Source organism: Streptomyces sp. NPDC026377 (assembly GCF_055567715.1).
Genome location: NZ_JBVHPV010000014.1, coordinates 121,075 through 141,749, shown reverse-complemented (window position 1 = coordinate 141,749; position 20,675 = coordinate 121,075). Strand labels below are relative to the sequence as shown.

The following is a 20,675-nucleotide window of genomic DNA, read 5'->3' as shown; positions in this document are numbered from 1 at the left end:
GGTCATTCCTTGATCAGTCCGGCGCCGCGCAGGGCGTCGGCCGCGGCCGCGACGGCGTCGAAGGGCAGCCCGGACCGCTCGGCGACGTCCAGCAGGGTGTGCTCGCCGTCGGAGAGGCTGAGCACCCACAGCATCGCCATCTCGGTCTGCTTGGCGTCGCTGCGGCCCCCGAGCGAGTCGTACAGCCCGCGGCGGCCCAACTGCGGCTCGCCGTAGGGGCTGAGGTTGACGTACCGCCGGTTGCGGTCCAGGACGGCGAACGCCTCGCGGCAGACGGCGAGGGTGTCCGCCATCGCCTCGGCGCAGACGAAGTCCAAGTTGTCCGCCGAGGTGTGGTACTCGGGATAGCGCGCGTACGGGGTCCGGCTGAGCGAGCCCACACCGAGGTCGAACCCGGGGGAGCAGTACTGCCGCTCGTCATAGCCGTACGGGGTGAACTCGGTGATCTCGTGCGGGCGTTCGGAGGCGGCCAGTACATGCCGCATCACCCGGTCGATCTCCGCGTCGCCGCGTCTGCTCCGCTTGTACGTCAACGGGCCCCGGTCACCGGCGCAGGCCAGCACGAGGCCGTGCTTGACGTGTTCCCGCACCCGTTCCGCATTGCGCGCCAGCCAGGTGATGGCGCCGATGGTGCCGGGGGCGAAGATGAACCGGTAGGTGTGGTACGGCGTCCGCTCCGCCAGCGCGCGGGCCAGGAACACCGCCACCGCGACGCCCGCGAGGTTGTCGTTGGCGAGCGAGGGGTGGCAGACGTGGCAGGAGACGATCACCTCGTCGGTGACCTGCCCGGGGACCACGTGCTCGGCGTAGGTGAGGTGGCCGTCGGCGAGCGTGGAGTCGACGCGCACCTCGTACTCGCCGTCCTCCAGGGCGTCCAGGGTCTCCTGCGCCAGGCAGAAGCCCCACGCCGGTGTGTAGTAACTGGTGCGGTAGGGCACCCAGGAGGGGTGCTCCGGCACGGTGTGCAGATGCTCGCGCAGCTCGGCCAGGGGCATCGTCGCGGACACCGGCACGCTGTAGCCGAGGACGTGCAGACTGGACGCGGCGAAGTCGACGACCCGGCGGCCGGCGGCGTCGGCGATGTACGCGTCCCGGATGTTCCACTCCTGCGGCACCGTCCAGTCGAGCACCCGGGTGCCGGTCGGCACCTCGTGCACCCGGAGCGGGATGTACTCCCCGACGATGTCCAGGGTGGCGCGCACACCGTCGCCGGTGATGCTCCGGCACAGCGGGTACAGCCGCTCCACCAGGGCGTGCATCTCCTGGCCGGTCCCGGTCACCCGCGCCACCGCAGGGTGTCGTCGACCGCGCCCGCCTCGGACGCCGCGCGCAGCACGGCGAGCCGGGTGAAGCGCTGCTCGAAGGCCTCCCGGGTCAGCCCGTGGGCCCGGTAGGCGTCGGCGAGTTCGAGGGCGCCCCGCTTGACCGTCCACGCGCAGTCGAAGCCGGGGACCGCCGTGCGGAAGCGGGAGAAGTCGACCCGGTACGAGCGCGGATCGGCCCCGTTCTCCCCGGTGATGTTCACCTTCGCACCCGGCACCGCCTCGGCGACCTGCTCGGCGATCTCGGCGACGGTGACGTTGTTGGCCTCGCTGCCGATGTTGAACGCCCGGTCGTGCACCGCTTCCCGGGGCGCGGCCAGCGCGGCCGTGAAGGCCCGGGCGATGTCCGCGGCGTGCACCAGCGGGCGCCAGGGGGTGCCGTCGGAGAGCACCAGCACCTCGCCGGACAGCAGCGCGTGGCCCACCAGGTTGTTCAGCACGATGTCCGCGCGCAGCCGGGGCGAGTAGCCGAAGGCGGTGGCGTTGCGCATGTGGACCGGGGTGAAGTCGCCGTCGGCCAGCGCGTGCAGATCGTCCTCGACCCGCACCTTGGACTCCGCGTACGGCGTCACCGGACGCAGCGGGGCGTCCTCGGCCACCAGGTCGCCTCCCCCTGCGGCGCCGTAGACCGAGCAGGTCGAGGCGTACAGGAAGCGCCGCACACCGGCGTCGCGGGCCAGCCGGGCCAGGCGTACGGACGCGTGGTGGTTGATGTCGTAGGTGAGCTGCGGCGCCAGCGCTCCCAGGGGGTCGTTGGAGAGCGCGGCCAGATGGATGACGGCGTCCACCCCGGCCACGTGGTCGGCCGTGACGTCCCGCAGATCCACCCGGTGCCCCGGCGGGTCCGCGGGCGGCGGCCCCAGCACACAGTCGGCGAACAGGCCCGCGTCGAGGCCGACGACCTCGTGCCCGGCGGCGGCGAGGACCGGGGCCATCACGGTGCCGAGATAGCCCTGGTGCCCGGTCAGTAGTACGCGCACAGTTCATTCCCCCAGGTCGAGCGTGAGTTTGGTGACGGCGAACGCCTCGGCGTAGCGGGCGTGGCATTCGATGCCGCGGATACGGGCGAGGCCGAGAAAGGCCTCGCGGTCGTACCAGGGCCGGTGCCGCTGCGAGGGGTAGTGCTCCTGGAGCAGCCGCGCCTTGTCTTCGGCGGTCTCCGGTGACAGCGGCTGGTACGCCGCCATCCGGCCCAGGTCGCCGTCCCACTTGACGATCTCGTAACCGAGCACGAGATGGTCGCGGAAGGCGGTGGGGATCAGCCGTGCCAGGCCGCGGTGGTCCTGGTGGGCGTCCTCGGTGCGCGGGGCCAGCACGAGACCGGGGTCGGTGCGCCCGCGCAGCTCCTCCACCGCGGCCTTGGCCTCGTCCCAGTGCACGGGCAGCCGTCCGTCCGGCAGCTTCAGGACGGTCAGCCGCAGGTCGGCGCCGGGGCAGAAGGCGGTGAGCGCGGCCCGCTCCTCCTGCTCGCGCTCACCGCCCCCGCCGGAGAGCACCAGCGCGTCGACGCGGATGCCCGGCCGGGCGCGGCACAGCGTCAGCAGCGTGCCGCCGGCGCCGATGGCGATGTCGTCGCAGTGCGCGCCCACCGCGGCGATCCGGTCCGGGCGCCCGGGCCTGAGCCGGATCACGGCCTCGCCCCCGCGCCGTCCCGCTCCCACACGGCCCACGGGCGCTCGCCCCGGGCGTAGGCGTCGTCGAGCGCGGCCCGCTCCTTGACGGTGTCGGTCGGCTTCCAGAAGCCGCGGTGCCGGTGCGCCACCAGACGGCCCCGCTTGGCCAGCCGGGCGCATCCGTCGCCGACCAGGTCGCCGTTCTCCGGTATGTGGTCGAAGATCTCCTGGCGGAGCACGAAGTAGCCGCCGTTCTCCCACAGCGGCAGCTCGCTCACCGCGGTGATGCCCCCCACCAGGCCGTCCTCGCCCAGCTCCACACAGTGGAAGGAGGACTGCGGCGGCACCACCATCATCGACGCGCCGGCGTCGCGCCGGGCGAACCGGTCGATCATCTGGGGCAGCGGGGCGTCGGTGAGCACGTCGGCGTAGTTGGCGAGGAACATCTCCTCGCCCTCCAGGTGGTGGCGGACCCGGCGCAGCCGCTCCCCGATCGGTGACTCGACGCCGGTCTGCACGAACGTGATCGTCCAGGAGGCGATGTCGGTGGACAGCAGCTCGGTCCTGCCGCCCCGCAGCACGAAGTCGTTGGAGGTCGTCTCCTCGTAGTTGAGGAAGAAGTCCTTGATGTGGTGGGCCCCGTAGCCGAGGCACAGGATGAACTCGGTGTGCCCGTAGTGCGCGTAGTAGCGCATGACGTGCCAGATCAGCGGCCGCGGGCCGACCATCGCCATCGGCTTGGGCATGTCGTCAAAGGATCCGCTGCGCATCCGCATCCCGTATCCGCCGCAGAACAGGACGACCTTCATGCTGTGACCTTTCACGACGTGGCCTCGACAATGCTCAGTTCCGGTATGGGGAAGACCAGCCGGCCGCCCCACTCGTGCACGAAGGACAACTGCTCGGTCAGCTCGGCCCGCAGGTTCCACGGCAGGACCAGGACGTAGTCCGGCCGGTCGGCGGCGATCCGCTCGGGCGGCAGGATCGGGATGCGGGTCCCCGGGGTGAACCTGCCGTGCTTGTAGGGGTTGCGGTCGACGGTGTACGCGAGCAGGTCGGGCCGGATGCCGCAGTGGTTGAGCAGGGTGTTGCCCTTGCCCGGGGCCCCGTAGCCCACCACCGTCTCGCCGCGCTCGGCCGCGTTGACGAGGAACGCGAGCAGGTCCCGGCGCACCTTGGCCACCCGGGCGGAGAACTGCGCGTACCCCGAAAGCTCCTGGAGTCCGGCCGCCTTCTCCCGGTCCAGCACCTCGGCCACCGCGCGGCTCGGTTCTCCCGCCACCTCCGCCGGCCGCGCCCACAGCCGGACGGAGCCGCCGTGGGTGGGCAGCAGCTCGACGTCCACGAGCGCCAGCCCGCCGCTCTCCAGCGCCCTGATCGCGGAGGCGACCGTGTAGTACTGGAAGTGCTCGTGGTAGATCGTGTCGTACTGGTTCTCCTCGATCAGGGTCAGCAGGTGCTGCACCTCGATGGAGACCCAGCCGTCGTCGGCGAGCAGGGCGCGCAGCCCCCGGGTGAAACCGACCACGTCGGGGATGTGCGCGTACACGTTGTTGGCCACGACCAGGTCCGCCGGGCCGTGCTCGGCGCGGACGGCCGAGCCGGTGGCCGGGTCCAGGAACGCGGTGAGCGTGGGCACGCCCGCGTCCCGCGCCGCGGCGCCGACGTTCACCGACGGCTCGACGCCCAGGCAGCGGACCCCGTGCTCCACCACGTGCTTCAGCAGATACCCGTCGTTGCTGGCCACCTCGACCACGAAGGCGTCCGGGCCCAGGCCCACCCGCCGCACGGCGTCCTCGACGTAGGTGCGCGCGTGCTCCACCCAGGACGTCGAGTACGAGGAGAAGTACGCGTACTGCGTGAACGTCTCCTCCGGTGTGATCAGCGGCGGGATCTGCGCGAGCCAGCAGTCGGTGCAGACCCGCAGATGCAGCGGGTACGCCGGCTCCGGCAGGTCCAGTTGGTCCACGGCGAGAAAGCTCTCGCACGGCGGCGTCGCCCCCAGGTCGACGACGCTCGCCATCGCCTCCGAGCCGCAGAGTCGGCATCGTGTCATCTGCTGTCCCCATCCCCCCGGTGCGTGCGGGTCTGCCCGCCGCCCACCAGTGCCGACCGCCCCGCGATCGCGGTGCGGTACCCCTCCACCAGGCGTTCCAGTCCGACGGCCGGGCCGAACCCCTGCTCGTAACGGAGCCGGGCCGCCCGGCCCAGCTCCCGGTTGCGCTCCGGGCAGTCCGTGATCCGGCGCAGACAGGACGCGAGCGAGGCGGCCTCGCCCGGCCGGTGCAGCAGCCCGGTCACCCCGTCCTCGACCAGCTCGGCGAAGGCGCCGTGACCGGCGGCGACGGCCGGGACCCCGGCCGCCATCGCCTCCACCACCACCAGCCCGAACGCCTCCAGCCACGTCGAGGGCGCCACCACGGCGACCGCTCGCGCGATCGCGCTGCGGCACTGCTCCGGGTCGTACAGGCCGGCGTACCGCACGTCGTCCCGGCCCGCGGCCCAGGCGGTCACCTCCGGCTCCAGCGGCCCCGCGCCCGCGATGAGGAGCGGCACGCCCACCCCGCCCCGCGCGGCGAGCGCGTCCCACGCGGCCATGAGCAGCGTGAGGCCCTTGGCCTCGGCGAGCCGGCCGAGATAGAGCACGTGCTCTCCCGCGCCCGTGCGGCGCACGCCCGGCTCGGGCACGAAGTTGTGCTTCACCGCCAGCCGTTCGGAGGGCATGCCAGCCCGCACCAGGACGTCGCGCTGCGCGGCGGAGATGCAGAAGAACCGCTCCACGCCGGACCACCACCGCCGCCGGTTGACCGCGAGGCTGACCGCGAGCGGCACCGTGGCGAGCCGGGAGCCCCGGTAGCAGCCGTGCCGGACGGCGGGCAGCGGCGTCCCCCCGACGCACTCGGCGCACGGCCGGCCGTCCCGCAGCAGCGTGCCGGGCGGGCAGACCTGGGTGTAGTTGTGCAGCGTGGCGACGGCGGGCACACCGGCGTCGGCGCAGGCCGCGAGGACGGCGGGCGACAGCAGCGGGAAGACGTTGTGGACGTGGACGATGTCCGGCCGCTCGGCGCGGAGCCGGGCCGCGAGCTCCGTGCGGACCGCCGGGTTCCACGGCACGAGCAGGGGCAGCGCGGCCTTGCCCGGCAGGGACCGGGCGGCGATGTCGTCGCTGCGCCGCTCGAAGAGGGAGACCCGGTGGCCCGCCGTGCGCAGCAGGTCCACCTCCTGGTCGACGACGTTGTTCTCCCCGCTCGGCTGCGCCGAGGAGTAGCGGTTGTGCACCACGAGCACGTGCATACGTGAGGTCACCTCCGGTCCCGGGCCCAGCGCGGGACAGGTCGTCGGGGAACCGCGGGCTCCGGGAGGGACGCGGGCACGGCGGGCGCGGCCAGGAGCGAGGCGGCCAGCGCCAGATGCAGCAGATAGGGCGAGGCGTCGCCCAGACCTGCCTCGGTGTACGAGGCGATCGCGCAGTAGCTGATGAGGAAGATCGCGCAGGCCCGCCGCAACGACGGCGGGCGCAGCAGCGCGACGCCGCCGAGCACGACGATGACCGCGGCGACGAGGGCGATGCCGAGCAGCCCCTGCTCGTTGTAGACGGCCAGCCAGCTGTTGTCGATGGGCAGCCCGCCGAAGGACTTGTCGCCGAGGCCCACGCCGAACACCTGCTCAGAAGTGGACCGGGGCGCGGCCAGCAGGGCGTCCCACACCTTGGCCCGGCCGGTGAGACTGGAGAAGTTCTCCTTGCTCTGGCCGCGCAGGAACCAGGTCTGGAGCATCGAACCGAGCGCCACCGCGGCCACCGCGGCGCACAGCACCGCCCAGGTGAAGAACCGGCGGGCCGCGGCGCTGGTCAGGACGAGCGAGCCGATCGCCAGCGTGAGCCCGACGAACAGGCCGAGGGTGGCCGTCCGGGTGTGGGTCAGCGCCAGCAGGACGAGGGACGGCACGATGACGACCGCCGCACTGGTCCGGTCGGTCCGGCGGCCCAGCAGGAGCAGCACGGTGAGCCCGATGATCACCGCGGCGTACTGGCCGATCTGCGGCGGGGTCAGCGGCCACACCGCGCCGACCAGGCGTCCGCCGTACAGGTCCGGCAGGGCCGCGCCCGGTGAGACGAGCAGCCCGGCGGCGACCGACCCGAGGACCGCGAAGTACATCCGGATGTGATGGCGTACGAACGTCAGACCGCCGTCCCACCAGCGGCCGAGCAGCCACAGTGTGCCGATGAAGAGCGCCAGCCTGGCACACCGGAACAGCGCGCCGAACCCGGACTCCAGATGCGCGCTGGAGATCACGCTCGGCACCAGCAGCAGGGTGAGCAGGAACAGGAAGGAACTGGCCCGCACGCGCAGCCGGAGGTTGACCGCCAGCGCCAGGGCGAACGCGGCGACCAGCGCGCCCATGGTCACCAGCTGGATGAGGGAGCGCGGCAGCGGGACGATGGTCCTCGCCCCCGCGGAGCCGAGCGTGTTGAGGATCAGCAGCCCCCAGACCGTGCCGACGAGCTTCGGTGTGTGGTCGGCCTCCATCTCAACCACCCTCCCGCAGACGGAAGGTGCTGCCCGCGTCCTGCTGGTACGGCGGGGCCTGCCACTGCCCGGAGTCCAGCACGCGGCTCGGGTCGTGGGCGACGAACTTCCACGGCCCGATGTAGAGGTTGTCGTGCCAGCGGTTCTGCTGCTTGAGGGTGATCGCCTCGGCCACCTGCTCACCCTGGTACGGCGACCAGTCCGGGTAGGTGCCGTAGTTGGCCAGCACCGCCATGCGGTCGCACTTGACCGTGCAGTCGAGGACGGAAGTGTCCAGCAGGAAGCGGTTGTTGTGGATGTCCACCCGCTGGGTCCTCCACCGGCAGTCGGCGTAGAGCGGGGCCTTCGCGATCGCCGGGCGCGCGCAGCGGTCGGCGTGCCGCACCAGCAACGTGCAGTCGCCGGACGAGGTGTTGGCCGGGCTGTTGCAGAACCGGTCGGCGTTCTCCCACAGGGTGATCCCGGACCAGTTGTTCTCCAGCACGTTCCCGGCGACCTCGATTCTGTCCGTACGGGCGCGGATGCGCGGCTCGCCGCCGGACTCGGACAGGTAGACCGTCGCGAACGGGAAGGTGTCGCCGCGCTCGACGTATTTGCGGCCCTCGACCCAGTTGTTCCGCAGGATCGTGTTGTTCCGGATGACCGCGTTGTAGCTGGTCTCGTAGATCAGCGCGGCACCGTCATTGGCCTCCAGGACATTGCCCTCGATACGGAAGTCGTTGTTGTTGGTGTCCGCCCACAACCCGGAGCCACGGTTGTCGTGCACCCAGTTGCCGCGTACGTCGGCGCCGTTGACGGCCCAGAACTTGACGCCTCCCGTGCAGCCGCAGCCGGGCTGCCGCCGCTCCCAGTCGTCGGTGTTGTTGCCCGCGATCTCGTTGCCCTCGACCACCAGGGCGGCGACCGGGGCGCCGCCCTTGTACGCGTTCATTCCGTACTGGCCGTTGCCGCGCAGACAACTGGCGCGAACCTGCTGGCGGGCACCGGCCATCAGCCCGGCGCCCGAGTTGTGCTGGATCGTCGTGTGCTCGACCACCCACCCGTCGGCCGAGTCGTGGTTGACCACCCCCTCGTTCTGCGGGGCGACGAACCCCTCCACGGTCAGATGGCGCAGCGAGACGTCGCGGGCGGGGCCGCCGAACGCGTACTGGTTGGTCTTCCGGCCGTCGAGCACCGCGCCCGGCGCACCGAGGTAGTGGTCGCCCTCCTTGGGCAGCACCTGGGCGTAGCGGTCCGGTTCGAGCCGGTGCCGGCCCGGCCGCAGCCAGAACGTGGTGCCCGGAGGGCTGTCGCGGGTCTTGGCCGCGAGGTCGCCGACGACCGCGGGGTCGACCGTCACCGCGCCCGCGGGCGCGGTCACCGGTCCGGACGGGGGCGCGGCGCACACCCGGGCCACGGACCGGGCGGCGGACGTGGCGGTCCGGCCGGTCGGCTCCGGCGCCGGGCCGCCCGGCCCGCTCACACAGCCCGTCACCAGCAGGACCGGCGCCAGCGGCGCCGCCCACCTCCCGTACCGCCTCGTGAATCCCACGCCGCCCCCTAGCCGTGGAACCTGAGTACGGTGGTGAACCCGCGCGTGCCGTCGGCGGAGCCAGTGCCGAGCAGCGTGGTGGCGGGTTCCCTGCGCCCGAAGCCGGGGGAGTACCAGCCCAGCGGAGGGTCGCTCTGCCCCCGGTGCGCCCGCCAGGACAGCTCCCCGGGCAGGTCGAGCACGGCCGAGCGGTCCTCGCCGTCCCGGGTCCAGGTGAGCCGGGCCCGGTTCCCGGTCAGCTCGGCGGCGATCGCCGGACCGAGGTGGAACGCCAGCCGCACGGCCCGGCGCGGGCCGTGCACCTCGTCGACCACTCGCAGCTCTCCGGTGGCGGCCGTCAGCTCCACCCGGCGCCGGTGCGCCGAGGGCCGGTAGCCGTCGTGCTCGGCACACCAGCGGGCCACACCCCCCTCCGGGGTGTCCACGGCCAGGACGCGGCCACGGGCGTGCCGGGTCCACAGGAACGGGCCGCCGGAGACCGACTGGTCCTCGCCGTCCAGCTCCAGGGTGTTGTGGCCGAGGGTCGACCGGAAGTACCGCCGCCACTCGGGCTGCCCGTGGTAGCAGTACGTCCCCGGGTCGGCCAGCACGTCGACCCCGTCGTGCCGCACCTCCACGGACAGCGCGTCCGCGTGGGCGTGCGCGGCGATGGACAGGAAGCCGTGCGGGCCGCCGTCGCAGCGGCACCAGATCTCCCCCGGGCCGCGCAGGATGGTGAGCCCCGCGTCGGCGAAGTGGCCGGGCCTGCTCGCCGGGCGGGACACGGCCGGTGCGGTCGCCTCCTTCGCGTACGGCCGGATCAGCGCGGCCAGCAGCGGGGTCCGCACATCGGTGCCGGTCACCTCGGGCCACCAGGCGAGCCGGCCGAACACGGCGTCCCCGGTGGACAGCAGCGAGCCCCAGCGGTCGGTGCCCGCGCCGTCCAGGACCAGACCGTGGCCGTCGTCCGCGTCCCCCTGGCGCGGCGGACGCAGCCGGTTGTCCACGACGGCCGCGAGCGCGTCGGTCATGCGCAGCAGCACCACCCGGACCGTCGCCGGGACCGGCACGCCCGCGGCGTCCGCCTCGGCCATCGCGGCCAGGCCGAGCTCAAGGACCAGTCCGTGGTACTCGGTGGCCAGCTCCCGGTTGAGGCCGGACAGGAAGGTGTTGGCGCGCAACTGCCGATCCAGCAGCCGCAGCGCCTCGGCCCGTCGGCGCGCCGAGGCGGGGAACCAGCCGAAGGCGCAGGCCGCCGCGAACTGCCCGGCCGCCTCCGCGATGACGTGGTTGTTCGCCGAGGAGCCCCGGCTGGGGAAGGCGGCCAGCCAGCGCTGGTGATGCCAGATCTGCTCGCGCGCCACCGGGTTGTCCTCGAAGAGCGCGGCCGCGCCCGGCCAGCCGTCGAGCAGCCGGCGCACCCACACCCACGACAGGAGCCGGATGCCCAGCTCGATGCCGCTGGTCCAGTGCACCGAGCGCAGCGGAGCGTTGGCCGCCCACCACGACCGCAGATGGGCTGCCACCCGCTCGGCGTAGCGCTCGTCCCCGGTGAGGGCGTAGGCGGCGGCCAGCACGGTCAGGTACTGGTGCCGCGACAGCTCCCAGATCTGTTTGATGTCCCCGACCGCGTCCTCGTCGCGGTACGGCACGTCGAAGGCGTGGGTCCGCGGGGCCCGGCGCCCCGTCCTGGGGTCGCGGAACCAGTCCGGGTCGGCCAGGTCGTCGCGTGCCACCCCGAAGTACGCGGTGTGCCCGGCCATCAGCCGGTCAGCCTCGGCGACGAGCCGCTTCACGGCGTCCGGCGGCACCGCGGCGAGCGCCCCCGCGGGCAGCACCGCGGTGAACCGGGCGCCGGTCACCTTCGGGCAGGGGGGCGGCGCCGAGCGCCACCGCCGCCGGCGCACCGCGTCGCCCGCCCGGCCGCCGACCTCCCGAGGCCCCATCCGGGACAGCCGCCGCAGATACCAGCCCGCGCTTCCCGACCGCACCGTCATCGCGCCCCCGCCAGGGTCACCGGCGCACCGCCGGTCAGGGTGGACCGTACGGCGAGGGTGGCCGCCGTGGTGGCGACCAGCGACTCCAGCGGGACCGGCATGGGCCCGCCGGTCCGCACCGCCCGTACGAACGCTGCCAGTTCGGCGGACTGGCCCTTGTCCCGCGCCTTCGGCAGCCGCGAACTGACCCACCGCCCGCGGCGGCCGTCGTACACGCTGGCACGCACGAAGTCGTCGAGCCGCAGCACCTTGCCGTCCGCCACCAGGTCCAGCGTCTCCTTGGGGAAGTCGGGCGCGCCGGTGGTGACATAACTGAGGGTGGCGGTGGACCCGTCCGGGTAGCGGAGCACGACCTGGAGGTCCTCGTTGCCGGACGCGGCGACCGCGTACACCGAGACCGGATCGGCCCCCAGCAGCCAGCTCGCGGTGTCGATGAAGTGCCCGCCCTCGCCCGCGAACCGCGAGCCCTCGGAGCCCTGCCGGAGGTACCAGCTGCCCTGCTGCAACCGGCCCGCGTTGACCAGGTAGCGCAGGTTCGCGGGCCCGGTCCGGGCGCCGAACCGCTTTTTGGCCTCTTGCAGCAGCGGCGCGAAGCGGCGGTTGAAGCCCACCTGGAGCCGGTCGTTGCCGGACTCCTCCACCGCCGCCAGCACCCCGGCCAGCTCCCCCTCGGTGAGGGCCAGCGGTTTCTCCACGAACACGCTCTTGCCGGCCAGCAGCGCCTTCCGGGTCAGTTCGGCGTGCGAGCTGTGCCGGGTGACGACGAACACCGCGTCGACGGACTTGTCACCGAGCACGGCGTCCAGATCGGTGGTCGCCGCGGCGAAGCCGAACTTCCGCCGCGCGTTGGCCGCGGAGAGCGCCGTCGTGGTGACGACGGTCGACAACTCGACGCCCTCGCGCCCCGCCAGGTGCGGCAGCAGCATCGACGTGGCGTAGTTGCCCGCGCCGACGAACGCCAGCCGCACCGGCGTCCCCGCGGTCCGGGACGCGAAGGACGCTCCACCGCTCGCCCGCTTCACGGCGGGTACGGCCACGGCCGGAGCCTCCCCCTCCGCCGGGGGCTCGGGGTAACGGAACAGTACGGCGACGGCCTTGAGACCGCCGTCCTTCAGGCCCTGGTACGTCTCCACGGCGTCCTCGAAGTCGGCGACGTGGGAGATCAAAGGCTCCACGTCGACGCTGCCACGGGCGAGCAGACCGAGGAAGCACGCCAGATTGCGGCGCTCGGTCCAGCGCACATAGCCGATGGGGTAGTCCCGGCCCTCCAGCTCGTACTCCGGGTCGTAGCGCCCGGGGCCGTAGCTCCGGGAGAACCGGACGTCCAGCTCCTTCTCGTAGTACGCGTTCCACGGCAGGTCCAGACGGCACTTGCCGATGTCGACGACCCGTCCACGGTCCCGGCAGAACCGGGCGGCCAGCTCGACGGGCTGGTTGCTGCCACCACCGGCCGCCAGGTACACCTGGTCCACGCCGTGGCCCTCGGTGAGCTCGGCCACGGCACTCTCCACGGCCGTGGACGCCGGATCGCCGCAGGCCGCGGCGCCCAGGCGCTCGGCGAGCTCGCAGCGCGCCGGGTCGGGGTCGGCCCCCACGACACGGACCCCGGAGGCGGTCAGCAGCTGCGCCACCAGCTGCCCGATCAGCCCGAGGCCGATCACCAGCGCCACTTCGCCGAGCTGCGGCTCGCCGCGGCGCACGCCCTGCAACGCGATCGACCCGACGGTGGCGAAGGCGGCGTGCCGCGGCGCGAGAGCGTCCGGCACCCGGGCGTAGAGGTTCTTCGGTACCCAGTTCAGCTCGGCGTGCAGTGCGTGCTCGTTGCCGGCGCAGGCCACGACGTCACCGACCGCCACGTCCTCGATCCCGGCACCGACCTGCTCGACCACCCCGCAGAGCGAGTAGCCCAGTGGTGTGTAGGAGTCCAGCTTGCCCATCACCTTGCGGTAAGTGGCGGGCACCCCGTTGGTGGCGACGCTCTGCATGACCTTGGCCACCTGGTCCGGCCGGGAACGGGCCTTGCCCAGCATCGACATGCCCGCCTCGGACACCTTCATGAGCTCGGTCCCGGTGGATATCAGCGAGTAGGCGCTGCGGACCAGCACACCGCCCGGCTTGCACCCCGGCACCGGCACGTCGAGCACCGCCAGCTCACCGCTCTTGTAGTTCTGCACAACCTGCTTCACCGAAGTCCCCTTGCTTCTACGCCGACAGGCGCGTGTTCTCGCCGGACCCGGAGGTCGCGCCGCGATACCAGTACTCGAGGGTCAGCACATGCCAGAGATGTTTGGAGAAGTCCCGCTGCCCGGCGGCGTCCTCGGCGACCATCCGCGCCAGCGCGTCCCGGCGCAGGAACCCGGAGCGGACCAGCTCGCCGTCGTTGACCACCTCGCGCACCAACGGCGCCAGGTCCCGGCTCATCCACGCCCGCAGCGGGGCGCTGAACAGGCCCTTGGGCCGGTACACGATCTCCCGGGGCAGCACCGGGAGGGCGGCCTCCTTCAGGACGGCCTTGCCCTGCCGTCCGACGATCTTGCGGTCGCCGGGCACCGCGAACGCCGCCCCGACCACCTCGACGTCCACGTACGGCACCCGCACCTCGGTCGAGGCGGCCATGCTGGAGCGGTCCGTGTACGCCAGGTTCAGGCCCGGCAGGAACATCCGGGTGTCGCCCAGGCACATGCGGTTGACGAAGTCGTCGAGATCGTTGTCCTGGTAGACGTCGGCGTGCTCGGTCAGTACGTCCTCGACCGTCCCGGCCAGGTCCGGGTCGACCAGGGCGAGCAGCTCCTCCTGGTCGTACAGGGTGTAGCTGCGCCGGAACGCGGTCTCCTCCGGAAGTTCGGCGAAGGAGAGGAACCGCTTGGCGAAGCGCACCGAGCGGTAGCCCCGGCGGGCCGTGGCGACCGGCAGCCGGTCCACCGCCGCGGACACTCCGCGCCGCAGGGGGCGCGGGACGCGCTGGTAGCGCACCGCGAGCAGGTTGGCCAAGTGCTTGCGGTACCCGGCGAACAGCTCGTCGGCGCCCATCCCCGAGAGCATCACCTTCACCCCGGCCTCCCGGGCGGCCGAGCAGATCAGGAAGGTGTTGATCGCGGCGGGGTCGCCGATCGGCTCGTCCAGGTGGTACGTCATCCGCGGCAGCAGGTCGAGCACGTTCGGCGCGATCTCGATCTCGTGCAGGTCGACGCCGAACCGCTCGGCCACCTGCCGGGCGTAGCGCAGGTCGTCCGGCATCGCCTCGAACCGGGCGTCCTCGGCGCGGAACCCGATCGTGTAGGCGGAGATACCGGGCCGGTGGCGGGCGGCGAGGGCGGTCAGATAGCTGGAGTCGAGCCCGCCGGAGAGGAAGGTCGCCACCGGTACGTCGGAGAGCAGGTGCCGGCGCGTCGACTCCTCGACGACGGCGGCGAGGTCGGGCAGCTCACCGGCGCGCGCCCGCTCCCGGCCCTCGGCGGCGACGTCCTTGAGGTTCCAGAACCGGCCGCGCTCCGTCCGGCCGTCGGCGCGGCACCTCAGCCAGCTCCCCGGCGGCAGCTTCTCCGCCCCGCGCAGCGCACAGCGCGAGTCGGGCACCCAGTAGTACAGCAGGGAGGCCACCAGCGCCCCGTGGTCCACCTCCAGCGAGCCGCCGGTCACCGCGGCGAGCGCCTTGAGCTCGGAGGCGAACACCAGGCCCGTGCCGCGCCGCAGCAGGAACAGCGGTTTGACGCCGAGCTGGTCGCGGGCGAGCACCAGCTCTCCGGTCCGCTCGTCGAAGACCGCGAACGCGAACATGCCGCGCAGCCGGGGCAGGCAGTCGGTGCCCCAGCGCCGCCAGGCCTCCAGGAGCACCTCCGTGTCGGAGGTCCCGCGAAAGCGCACCCCGGCGGCGGCCAGCTCGGCCCGGAGCTCGGGCGCGTTGTAGAGCTCGCCGTTGTACGTCAAAGCCAGGCCGTCCGAGACCATCGGCTGGGCGCCGGTTCCGGACAGGTCGATGATGGCGAGCCGGCGGTGCCCCAGGTGCACTTCGCCGTCGCCGAGAGGATGGCCGTAGCGGCCCGCCCCGTCCGGACCGCGGTGGGCGAGGGTGTCGGTGAGCCGGTCGGTGACGGCCTTCCCGTCCGGCCACCGGTATGTGCCTGCGATGCCACACATGTCCTACCGCGCCTCCTGATCGCTGTCCGGGACCCGCGCCGCCCACATCGGCAGCCGCTCCGTCCCCCGCCGGCCCTCTCCCACCGCCTGAACGGCGTGGGAGACACCCCCGCCGTTGCGGCGGGCCGGCCGCTCGCTCCGGCCGCGCAGCGCGGTGCGCGGCCCGTCCCACAGCGTGCCGTCGGTCCGGTCGCGCGGGTCGGGGTCGATCAGCACCACACCGATGACCACGATGCGCTGGTCCGCGAGCTGCCGTGCCACGGTGTGCAGCCACGCGGCGCTGCCGTGCCCGGCGCGCACGACGAGCACGGTCTGGGTGCCGAGGTGGTGCAGGTCCGTCCACGCCGTACCGGGCGCCACCGAGCCGACCCCGAGCCGGTGTTCGTGCCGCGCCACGGTGCCGGCCTCCTCGGCGCCGACCACGCGTGGATCGCCGGGCTCGCGGCGGCCGTCGGCGAGCTCGCGCCCCGGCAGGCCGTCGACGACGACCACGGGCTCGTCGGCCGCCAGCGTCCTGGCGATGTCCCGGGTGATCGCGGCGGCGTCGCGCGCGCACCCCAGTTCCAGCAGCGAGACCGGTTCCGCGCAGCCGCGTACGGCACGGGCCAGGGTCGCGGCGAGGCGCTGGTGTGTCGCCCGGGACCTGCCGCGCCGCCACAGCCACGCCGGTCCGGGGGGCGTGCGGCGCAGCTCGGCGATGACCGAGGCGCCCAGATCGGCCGCGATCTCGCGGCGCAGTACGGGGCGGTCCGCCACCACCGTGCCGACCGCGGCCACCGCGAGCCCGAGGACGAGCCCGAGGACCAGGCCGACCACGGCGTTGGTGACGGCGGCCTTCGGCAGGGAGTGGCGCACCGCGCGCGGCCCGTCCACGATCTGCGTGCCCGCGACGAGCCGGGGCGCGCCGGTGCGTGCCTCGGCGGCGCGCTGGTCGAAGTCGGCGATCCGCGAGTTGAGCTCGGCCCGGCGGGCGTAGAGCGACTCGATGCCCGCCGACGCCTTCGGCCCGCTCGTCTGCGCCCGGTCCCCGATCGACCTGTTGACCTGGGCGAGTTCGTCCCGCATGCGGTCACGCTGGTCGAGTAGCGCCTTGGCCTCGGCCTTCGCCGCTTCCTGCATCCGCCGGACGTGGTCCGCCACGAAGGCGTCGGCCAGCGCCCCGGCCCGCGACACCGCCTGCGCGTCGTCGGCCCCGGTCACGTCGATCCGCATCAGGTTGTTGGTCAGGCCGGTGCCCCGGTAGTCCCGCATGAAGTCCTCGGGTTTCTCCGGGGACTTGAGGGACTTGAGGGCCTGCCCTGCGATGCGCGTGGTCCCCAGGAGGGCGACATCGGTACGCATCAGCGTTCCGGTGTCGTTGGGCTGGTCCGCCTGGTGGGTGACCAGCACCTTCGCCACCGCGGCCGGGGGCGGCGGCCGCAGGACCGCCATCACCGCGCCGGCCAGCAGCCCCAGCAGCGCCAGGGAGCACCACAGGCGGCGGCGTCTGCGGACCGCCACCACCAGCGACTGGAGGTCGAAGAGCGGGGAGGCGTCCGGCGCCTGCGGAGTCCTGCCCGTCACACCGAACCCCGCCTCGCGTCGTCGCCCACCGCGATCACCGGGACGGTGTGCCGCGGGGCAGGGGTGGCGGCCCGCGCCGGACGGGCCCGGACCGGGCGGGCCACGACGACGCCGACGACCTCGTGCTCGGCGTCCGCGCACGCCCCGGCGACCCCGGCCAGCTCCTCCGCGGTCCAGTTGCCCACGCCGATCACGACTAGGGCGCCGGACTCGGCGCCGCGGTCCGCCACCATCGGCCGGGCCACCGAGACCTCCACCACCCGCAGCAGCGGACCGCTCCCGGCCTCGGCCACGAGCTCCGCGGCGGCCAGACGGGCGGTCTCGTCGCCGTCCGGGACGATGACCAGCAGCCGTCGCGGCGCCGGGAGCCGGTCCCGCAGACGGGCGCACACCCGGCGGTGGCGCAGCCGCCTGCCGGCCTCGTCGCCGGACACCGGCGGCTCCGGCATGTCCCACCGGCCGTCGAGACCGAGGATCCGGCGCACCCGGCTCCGCGGGCCACGCCCCTCGGACCGGCGCGCGGCCCGTTCCCCGGGGACGTCGACGCTGCCCAGCAGCGTCGAGCCGAGGGCCGCGGCGATCTCCGCCTCGGTACACAGACGGCGGTTCATCCGGGCCGCGGCGAGGTGGCCGATGACCGCGAGCACGAGGAAGAGCAGCGCCCCGGCGACGGTGAGCTGCGTCCTCGTCGGCGGCGCCTCACCGGTGGGGCGGGCCGCCGGGCCCATCACGACCATGCCGGCCTTGCTGGTCGCCGGGTCGGCCTGGTCCAGCTTCTTCATGGCCTCCTGGAGCGCGGTGCGCAGCTTCTCGAGTTCGGTGCGCGCCTGCACGCTCTCCACGGTCTGCCCCGGATCGGCCGCGTTGGCCAGCTCGCTGATGCGACGGTTGGCCTGCTCCACCTTCTGCCGGAGCGCCTCGGGCCCGGCCGCCGCGTCGGGGTCGCTGGTGTCGCCCGCGATCCGCGCGGCGAACGCCACGTACTGCTGGGCCAGCTGGTCGGCGAGCCGTTGCGCGCCCTCCGGGGTGTCGGCCGTACCCGAGATCCTGATGATGTTCCCGTCGGTGACCTTGGCGCTCACCCGGTCCCGCAGTCGGGCACCGCCACCGCGCCAGCCGAGTGTGCCGGCCGCGCGGTCGACCACCGCCGAACTGCTCGCGATCTCCGCCTGGGTCAGCAGCTCGCGCTCCTCCCACTGCCCCGGCAGCAGGACGGAGGCCGACGCCGTGTAGCGCGGGGGGAAGAACACCGAGGAGCCGTAGCCGACGAGCGCGCCCACCACCGCGAGGACGGTGAGCAACTGCCAGCGCCTGCGGAACATCCGCCCGAGGGTGACCAGGCGTATCGTGTCATCGCTCAACGGCGCGGCCTCCTCGCCGTTCGTGCCGGGCGGCCCGCCCGCGCCGCGGTGCGCTGCCGGCAGGCGACGGCGTAGGCGGCGAGCAGCGAGGCCTGCGAGTTCCGCCAGGACAGCTCCCCGCCGATCCGCTCCTGCCCGGCCTTGCCCATCCGGGCCCGCCGCTCCGGGTCGTCCAGCAACAGCGCGACGAGCCCGGCGAACGCGGCCTCGTCGTTGGCGGGCGCGTAGAGGGCGGCGTCACCGGCGGAGACCCGCGCCTCCTTCAGGTCGAACGAGACGATCGGTTTGCCCATCGCCATGTACTCCAGGACCTTGTTCATGGTCGACACGTCGTTGAGCGGGTTGCGCGGGTCGGGGGAGAGGCACACGTCCGCGGTGGACAGATAGCGCACCAGATCGGCGTCCGGCACACGCCCGGTGAACTGCACCTGGCCGGAGAGCCCGAGCCGCCCGGACAGCTCCACCATCGCGTCGAAGGCGTCGCCGGAACCCACGAACACCGCGTGCCAGTCGGTCCGTCCGAGCTCGTCGCGCAGCTTCGCCAGGGCCCGCAGGGCGTAGTCCACGCCGTCCTGGGGGCCCATGACCCCGAGATAGCACAGCAGATGAGGCTTGCCGCGCTTCAACTCCTCCTCAGGCTCGACCGGTTGGAAGCGGTCGGTCTGGGGTGCGCTGCGCACCACGAACACGTCCGCGGGCCGTCGGCCGCCGCGGCGCACCGCGACGTCCCGGTAGCTCTCGTTGGTGGCGAGCACCACGTCCGCGGCCCGGTAGGTCAGCCGCTCCAGCGCGCACACCCCCCGGTAGAGCAGGTCCTCACCGCGGCCGAACCGGGAGAGGTACAGCTCGGGTACCAGGTCGTGCTGGTCGAAGACGAACCGCGCGCCGCGCCGCTTCAGCCACAGCGCCGGCAGGAAGAGCAGGTCCGGGGGGTTGCAGGCGTGGACCACCTCGACCGGGCCGACCTTGCGGGCCAGCCGGGCCGTGTGCCACAGCGCCGTCGCGTACTCCCGCAGATACCCGGCCGGTCCTCCGGTGGCCGCGCGCAGCGGGTAGCGGTGGATCCGTACGCCGTCGATCTCCGCCTCCGGCTCCGTGTCGCGCTTGCTTCCCCGGGGGCAGATGACGTGCACCTCCCACCCGGCGTCGCGCAGCGTCGTGCACTCCTGCCACACCCGCCGGTCGAACGGCACCGACAGGTTCTCCACGAGGATCAGTGCGCGCCGGGCAGGCCGGCCGGAGCCGGCCGTGCCACCGAACGCTGTGTCACCAGGCAAGGCCCACGTACCCCGGTTCGGCCCGGCGCGCCTCGGCGTCGGGCATGCGGACGAGATCGACGATCACCGGTCTTTCGCCATGGGGCAGCGCCGCGAGCACGGCCGGGTCCCTGGTTCCGACCAGGCACACCTCGGCGTGCGCGAGCACCTCCTCGACGGAGTCGGCGAGCAGGTGCGCCAGGTGCGGCAGCCGCGTCTCGATGTACTCGCGGTTGGCGCCCATCAGCCGGGAGAGGCTGACGTTGGCGTCATGGATCCTCAGGTCGTACCCCTTGCCGAAGAGCCGCTCCGCCAGTTCGACGAGCGGGCTCTCGCGCAGGTCGTCGGTGCCGGGTTTGAAGGACAGGCCGAACAGGCCCACCCGGCGTCTGCCGGTGCGCTCGACCAGGTCCACCGCCCGCTGGAGGTGGTCGGAGTTGGAGGGCAGCACATGGGCGAGGATGGGCACCGAGACGTCGGCCCGGCGTGCCGCGTGGACCAGGCTGCGCAGGTCCTTGGGCAGGCAGGAGCCGCCGAAGGCGAAGCCGGGCCGCAGATAGGCGGGGCTGATGTTCAGTTTCCGGTCGGCCAGGAACACGTCCATCACCTGGTGCGAGTCCACGCCCAGCGCCTGGCACACCGCGCCCAGCTCGTTGGCGAAACCGATCTTGAGGCCGTGGAAGGCGTTGTCCGCGTACTTGATGGCCTCGGCGGTCGGGATCGGCACCCGGAACACCTCGCCGGGCAGGCTCTCGTACAGCGCCGCCACCGTGTCGCCGCTGGCCGGGTCGAGCTCGCCGATGACGGTCTTGGGCGGGTCGAAGAAGTCCCGCACGCTGGTGCCCTCGCGCAGGAACTCCGGGTTGACCGCGACGCCGACGTCCACCCCGGCCGTGCCGCCGACGTATTTCTCCAGGATCGGCACCAGCAGGTTCAGACAGGTGCCCGGGAGCATGGTGCTGCGGAAGACGACGGTGTGCCGGCCCCCCTGCCCGGCCCGCTCGGCCAGCGCGGCGCCGATCTGCTCGGTGACCCGCTCCAAGTAGGTGGTGCACAGACTGCCGTTGGGCTCCGAGGGCGTGCCCACGCAGACCAGGGACACCTCGCTGCCCCACACCGCCTCGCGGACGTCGGCGGTGGCGCGCAGCGCCCCGCTCCCCACGACCTCGGCGGTGAGTTCACCGATCCGCTCCTCCACCACCGGGGCCCTGCCGTCGTTGACCAGGTCGACCTTCACCCGGTTCACGTCCACCCCGATGACCTCGTGTCCCGCACTGGCCAGGCACGCGGCCGACACACAGCCCACGTAACCGAGCCCGAAGACGCTGACCCTCATGCCCCGTCCCTCCCCCCACGCGGGCCCCTGCGGCCCGTGGTCCGCGCGTCG

Annotated in this window: 15 protein-coding genes; all 15 read right to left on the bottom strand. The window is 73.2% G+C overall.

Features of this window, described 5'->3' with window-relative positions:
* Positions 1–2 precede the first annotated feature (2 nt).
* Genes ACZ4MU_RS26345 through ACZ4MU_RS26275 form a run of 15 tightly spaced genes read right to left on the bottom strand, consistent with a single transcriptional unit; the run spans position 3 to position 20,624 of the window.
* The gene (locus ACZ4MU_RS26345; RefSeq protein WP_467881289.1) at positions 3–1,289 is read right to left on the bottom strand and encodes a DUF4910 domain-containing protein; all 1,287 of its coding nucleotides are present in this window, start codon (positions 1,287–1,289) and stop codon (positions 3–5) included.
* Complete coding sequence (locus ACZ4MU_RS26340; protein ID WP_467881286.1) at positions 1,277–2,302, bottom strand: NAD-dependent epimerase/dehydratase family protein; 1,026 nt, start codon at positions 2,300–2,302, stop codon at positions 1,277–1,279. The genes ACZ4MU_RS26345 and ACZ4MU_RS26340 overlap by 13 nt, the downstream gene beginning before the upstream one ends.
* A gap of 3 nt (positions 2,303–2,305) precedes the next feature.
* Positions 2,306–2,953, bottom strand: coding sequence for a PIG-L deacetylase family protein (locus ACZ4MU_RS26335; protein ID WP_467881284.1), 648 nt, complete (start codon positions 2,951–2,953; stop codon positions 2,306–2,308).
* Positions 2,950–3,744: a glycosyltransferase family protein gene (locus ACZ4MU_RS26330; protein WP_467881281.1), complete on the bottom strand. Its 795-nt coding sequence runs from the start codon at positions 3,742–3,744 to the stop codon at positions 2,950–2,952. Before ACZ4MU_RS26330 ends, ACZ4MU_RS26335 begins: the two co-directional genes overlap by 4 nt.
* A gap of 11 nt (positions 3,745–3,755) precedes the next feature.
* Positions 3,756–4,991, bottom strand: a complete 1,236-nt coding sequence (locus tag ACZ4MU_RS26325) for a class I SAM-dependent methyltransferase (RefSeq protein WP_467881278.1) — start codon at positions 4,989–4,991, stop codon at positions 3,756–3,758.
* Positions 4,988–6,229 carry a glycosyltransferase gene (locus tag ACZ4MU_RS26320; protein ID WP_467881276.1) on the bottom strand — a complete coding sequence of 414 codons (1,242 nt, stop codon included), beginning with the start codon at positions 6,227–6,229 and terminating at the stop codon, positions 4,988–4,990. Before ACZ4MU_RS26320 ends, ACZ4MU_RS26325 begins: the two co-directional genes overlap by 4 nt.
* Before the next feature lie 8 nt (positions 6,230–6,237).
* Complete coding sequence (locus ACZ4MU_RS26315; protein WP_467881273.1) at positions 6,238–7,464, bottom strand: O-antigen ligase domain-containing protein; 1,227 nt, start codon at positions 7,462–7,464, stop codon at positions 6,238–6,240.
* Between the two features lies 1 nt (position 7,465).
* Positions 7,466–8,995, bottom strand: a complete 1,530-nt coding sequence (locus ACZ4MU_RS26310) for a right-handed parallel beta-helix repeat-containing protein (protein WP_467881270.1) — start codon at positions 8,993–8,995, stop codon at positions 7,466–7,468.
* 8 nt (positions 8,996–9,003) lie between these two features.
* Complete coding sequence (locus ACZ4MU_RS26305) at positions 9,004–10,971, bottom strand: heparinase II/III family protein (protein WP_467881267.1); 1,968 nt, start codon at positions 10,969–10,971, stop codon at positions 9,004–9,006.
* Positions 10,968–13,157, bottom strand: coding sequence for a bi-domain-containing oxidoreductase (locus ACZ4MU_RS26300; protein ID WP_467881264.1), 2,190 nt, complete (start codon positions 13,155–13,157; stop codon positions 10,968–10,970). The genes ACZ4MU_RS26305 and ACZ4MU_RS26300 overlap by 4 nt, the downstream gene beginning before the upstream one ends.
* A 16-nt stretch (positions 13,158–13,173) precedes the next feature.
* Positions 13,174–15,108, bottom strand: a complete 1,935-nt coding sequence (asnB, locus tag ACZ4MU_RS26295) for an asparagine synthase (glutamine-hydrolyzing) (RefSeq protein ID WP_467881261.1) — start codon at positions 15,106–15,108, stop codon at positions 13,174–13,176.
* A gap of 3 nt (positions 15,109–15,111) precedes the next feature.
* Positions 15,112–16,671 (bottom strand): Wzz/FepE/Etk N-terminal domain-containing protein, encoded by a 1,560-nt coding sequence (locus ACZ4MU_RS26290; RefSeq protein ID WP_467881259.1) that lies wholly within the window; start codon positions 16,669–16,671, stop codon positions 15,112–15,114.
* Entirely contained in the window at positions 16,668–18,032 is a 1,365-nt protein-coding gene (locus ACZ4MU_RS26285; RefSeq protein ID WP_467881256.1) for a Wzz/FepE/Etk N-terminal domain-containing protein, read from the bottom strand. The genes ACZ4MU_RS26290 and ACZ4MU_RS26285 overlap by 4 nt, the downstream gene beginning before the upstream one ends.
* Positions 18,029–19,309 carry a glycosyltransferase family 4 protein gene (locus ACZ4MU_RS26280; RefSeq protein WP_467881253.1) on the bottom strand — a complete coding sequence of 427 codons (1,281 nt, stop codon included), beginning with the start codon at positions 19,307–19,309 and terminating at the stop codon, positions 18,029–18,031. The genes ACZ4MU_RS26285 and ACZ4MU_RS26280 overlap by 4 nt, the downstream gene beginning before the upstream one ends.
* The gene (locus ACZ4MU_RS26275; protein WP_467881250.1) at positions 19,299–20,624 is read right to left on the bottom strand and encodes a nucleotide sugar dehydrogenase; all 1,326 of its coding nucleotides are present in this window, start codon (positions 20,622–20,624) and stop codon (positions 19,299–19,301) included. The genes ACZ4MU_RS26280 and ACZ4MU_RS26275 overlap by 11 nt, the downstream gene beginning before the upstream one ends.
* Positions 20,625–20,675 lie beyond the last annotated feature (51 nt).

Coding starts and splice junctions, on each gene's coding strand:
- ACZ4MU_RS26330 (WP_467881281.1), bottom strand. CDS start 3,744: ATGAAGGTCGTCCTGTTCTGCGGCGGATACGGGATGCGGATGCGCAGC.
- ACZ4MU_RS26325 (WP_467881278.1), bottom strand. CDS start 4,991: ATGACACGATGCCGACTCTGCGGCTCGGAGGCGATGGCGAGCGTCGTC.
- ACZ4MU_RS26320 (WP_467881276.1), bottom strand. CDS start 6,229: ATGCACGTGCTCGTGGTGCACAACCGCTACTCCTCGGCGCAGCCGAGC.
- ACZ4MU_RS26315 (WP_467881273.1), bottom strand. CDS start 7,464: ATGGAGGCCGACCACACACCGAAGCTCGTCGGCACGGTCTGGGGGCTG.
- ACZ4MU_RS26305 (WP_467881267.1), bottom strand. CDS start 10,971: ATGACGGTGCGGTCGGGAAGCGCGGGCTGGTATCTGCGGCGGCTGTCC.
- asnB (WP_467881261.1), bottom strand. CDS start 15,108: ATGTGTGGCATCGCAGGCACATACCGGTGGCCGGACGGGAAGGCCGTC.
- ACZ4MU_RS26275 (WP_467881250.1), bottom strand. CDS start 20,624: ATGAGGGTCAGCGTCTTCGGGCTCGGTTACGTGGGCTGTGTGTCGGCC.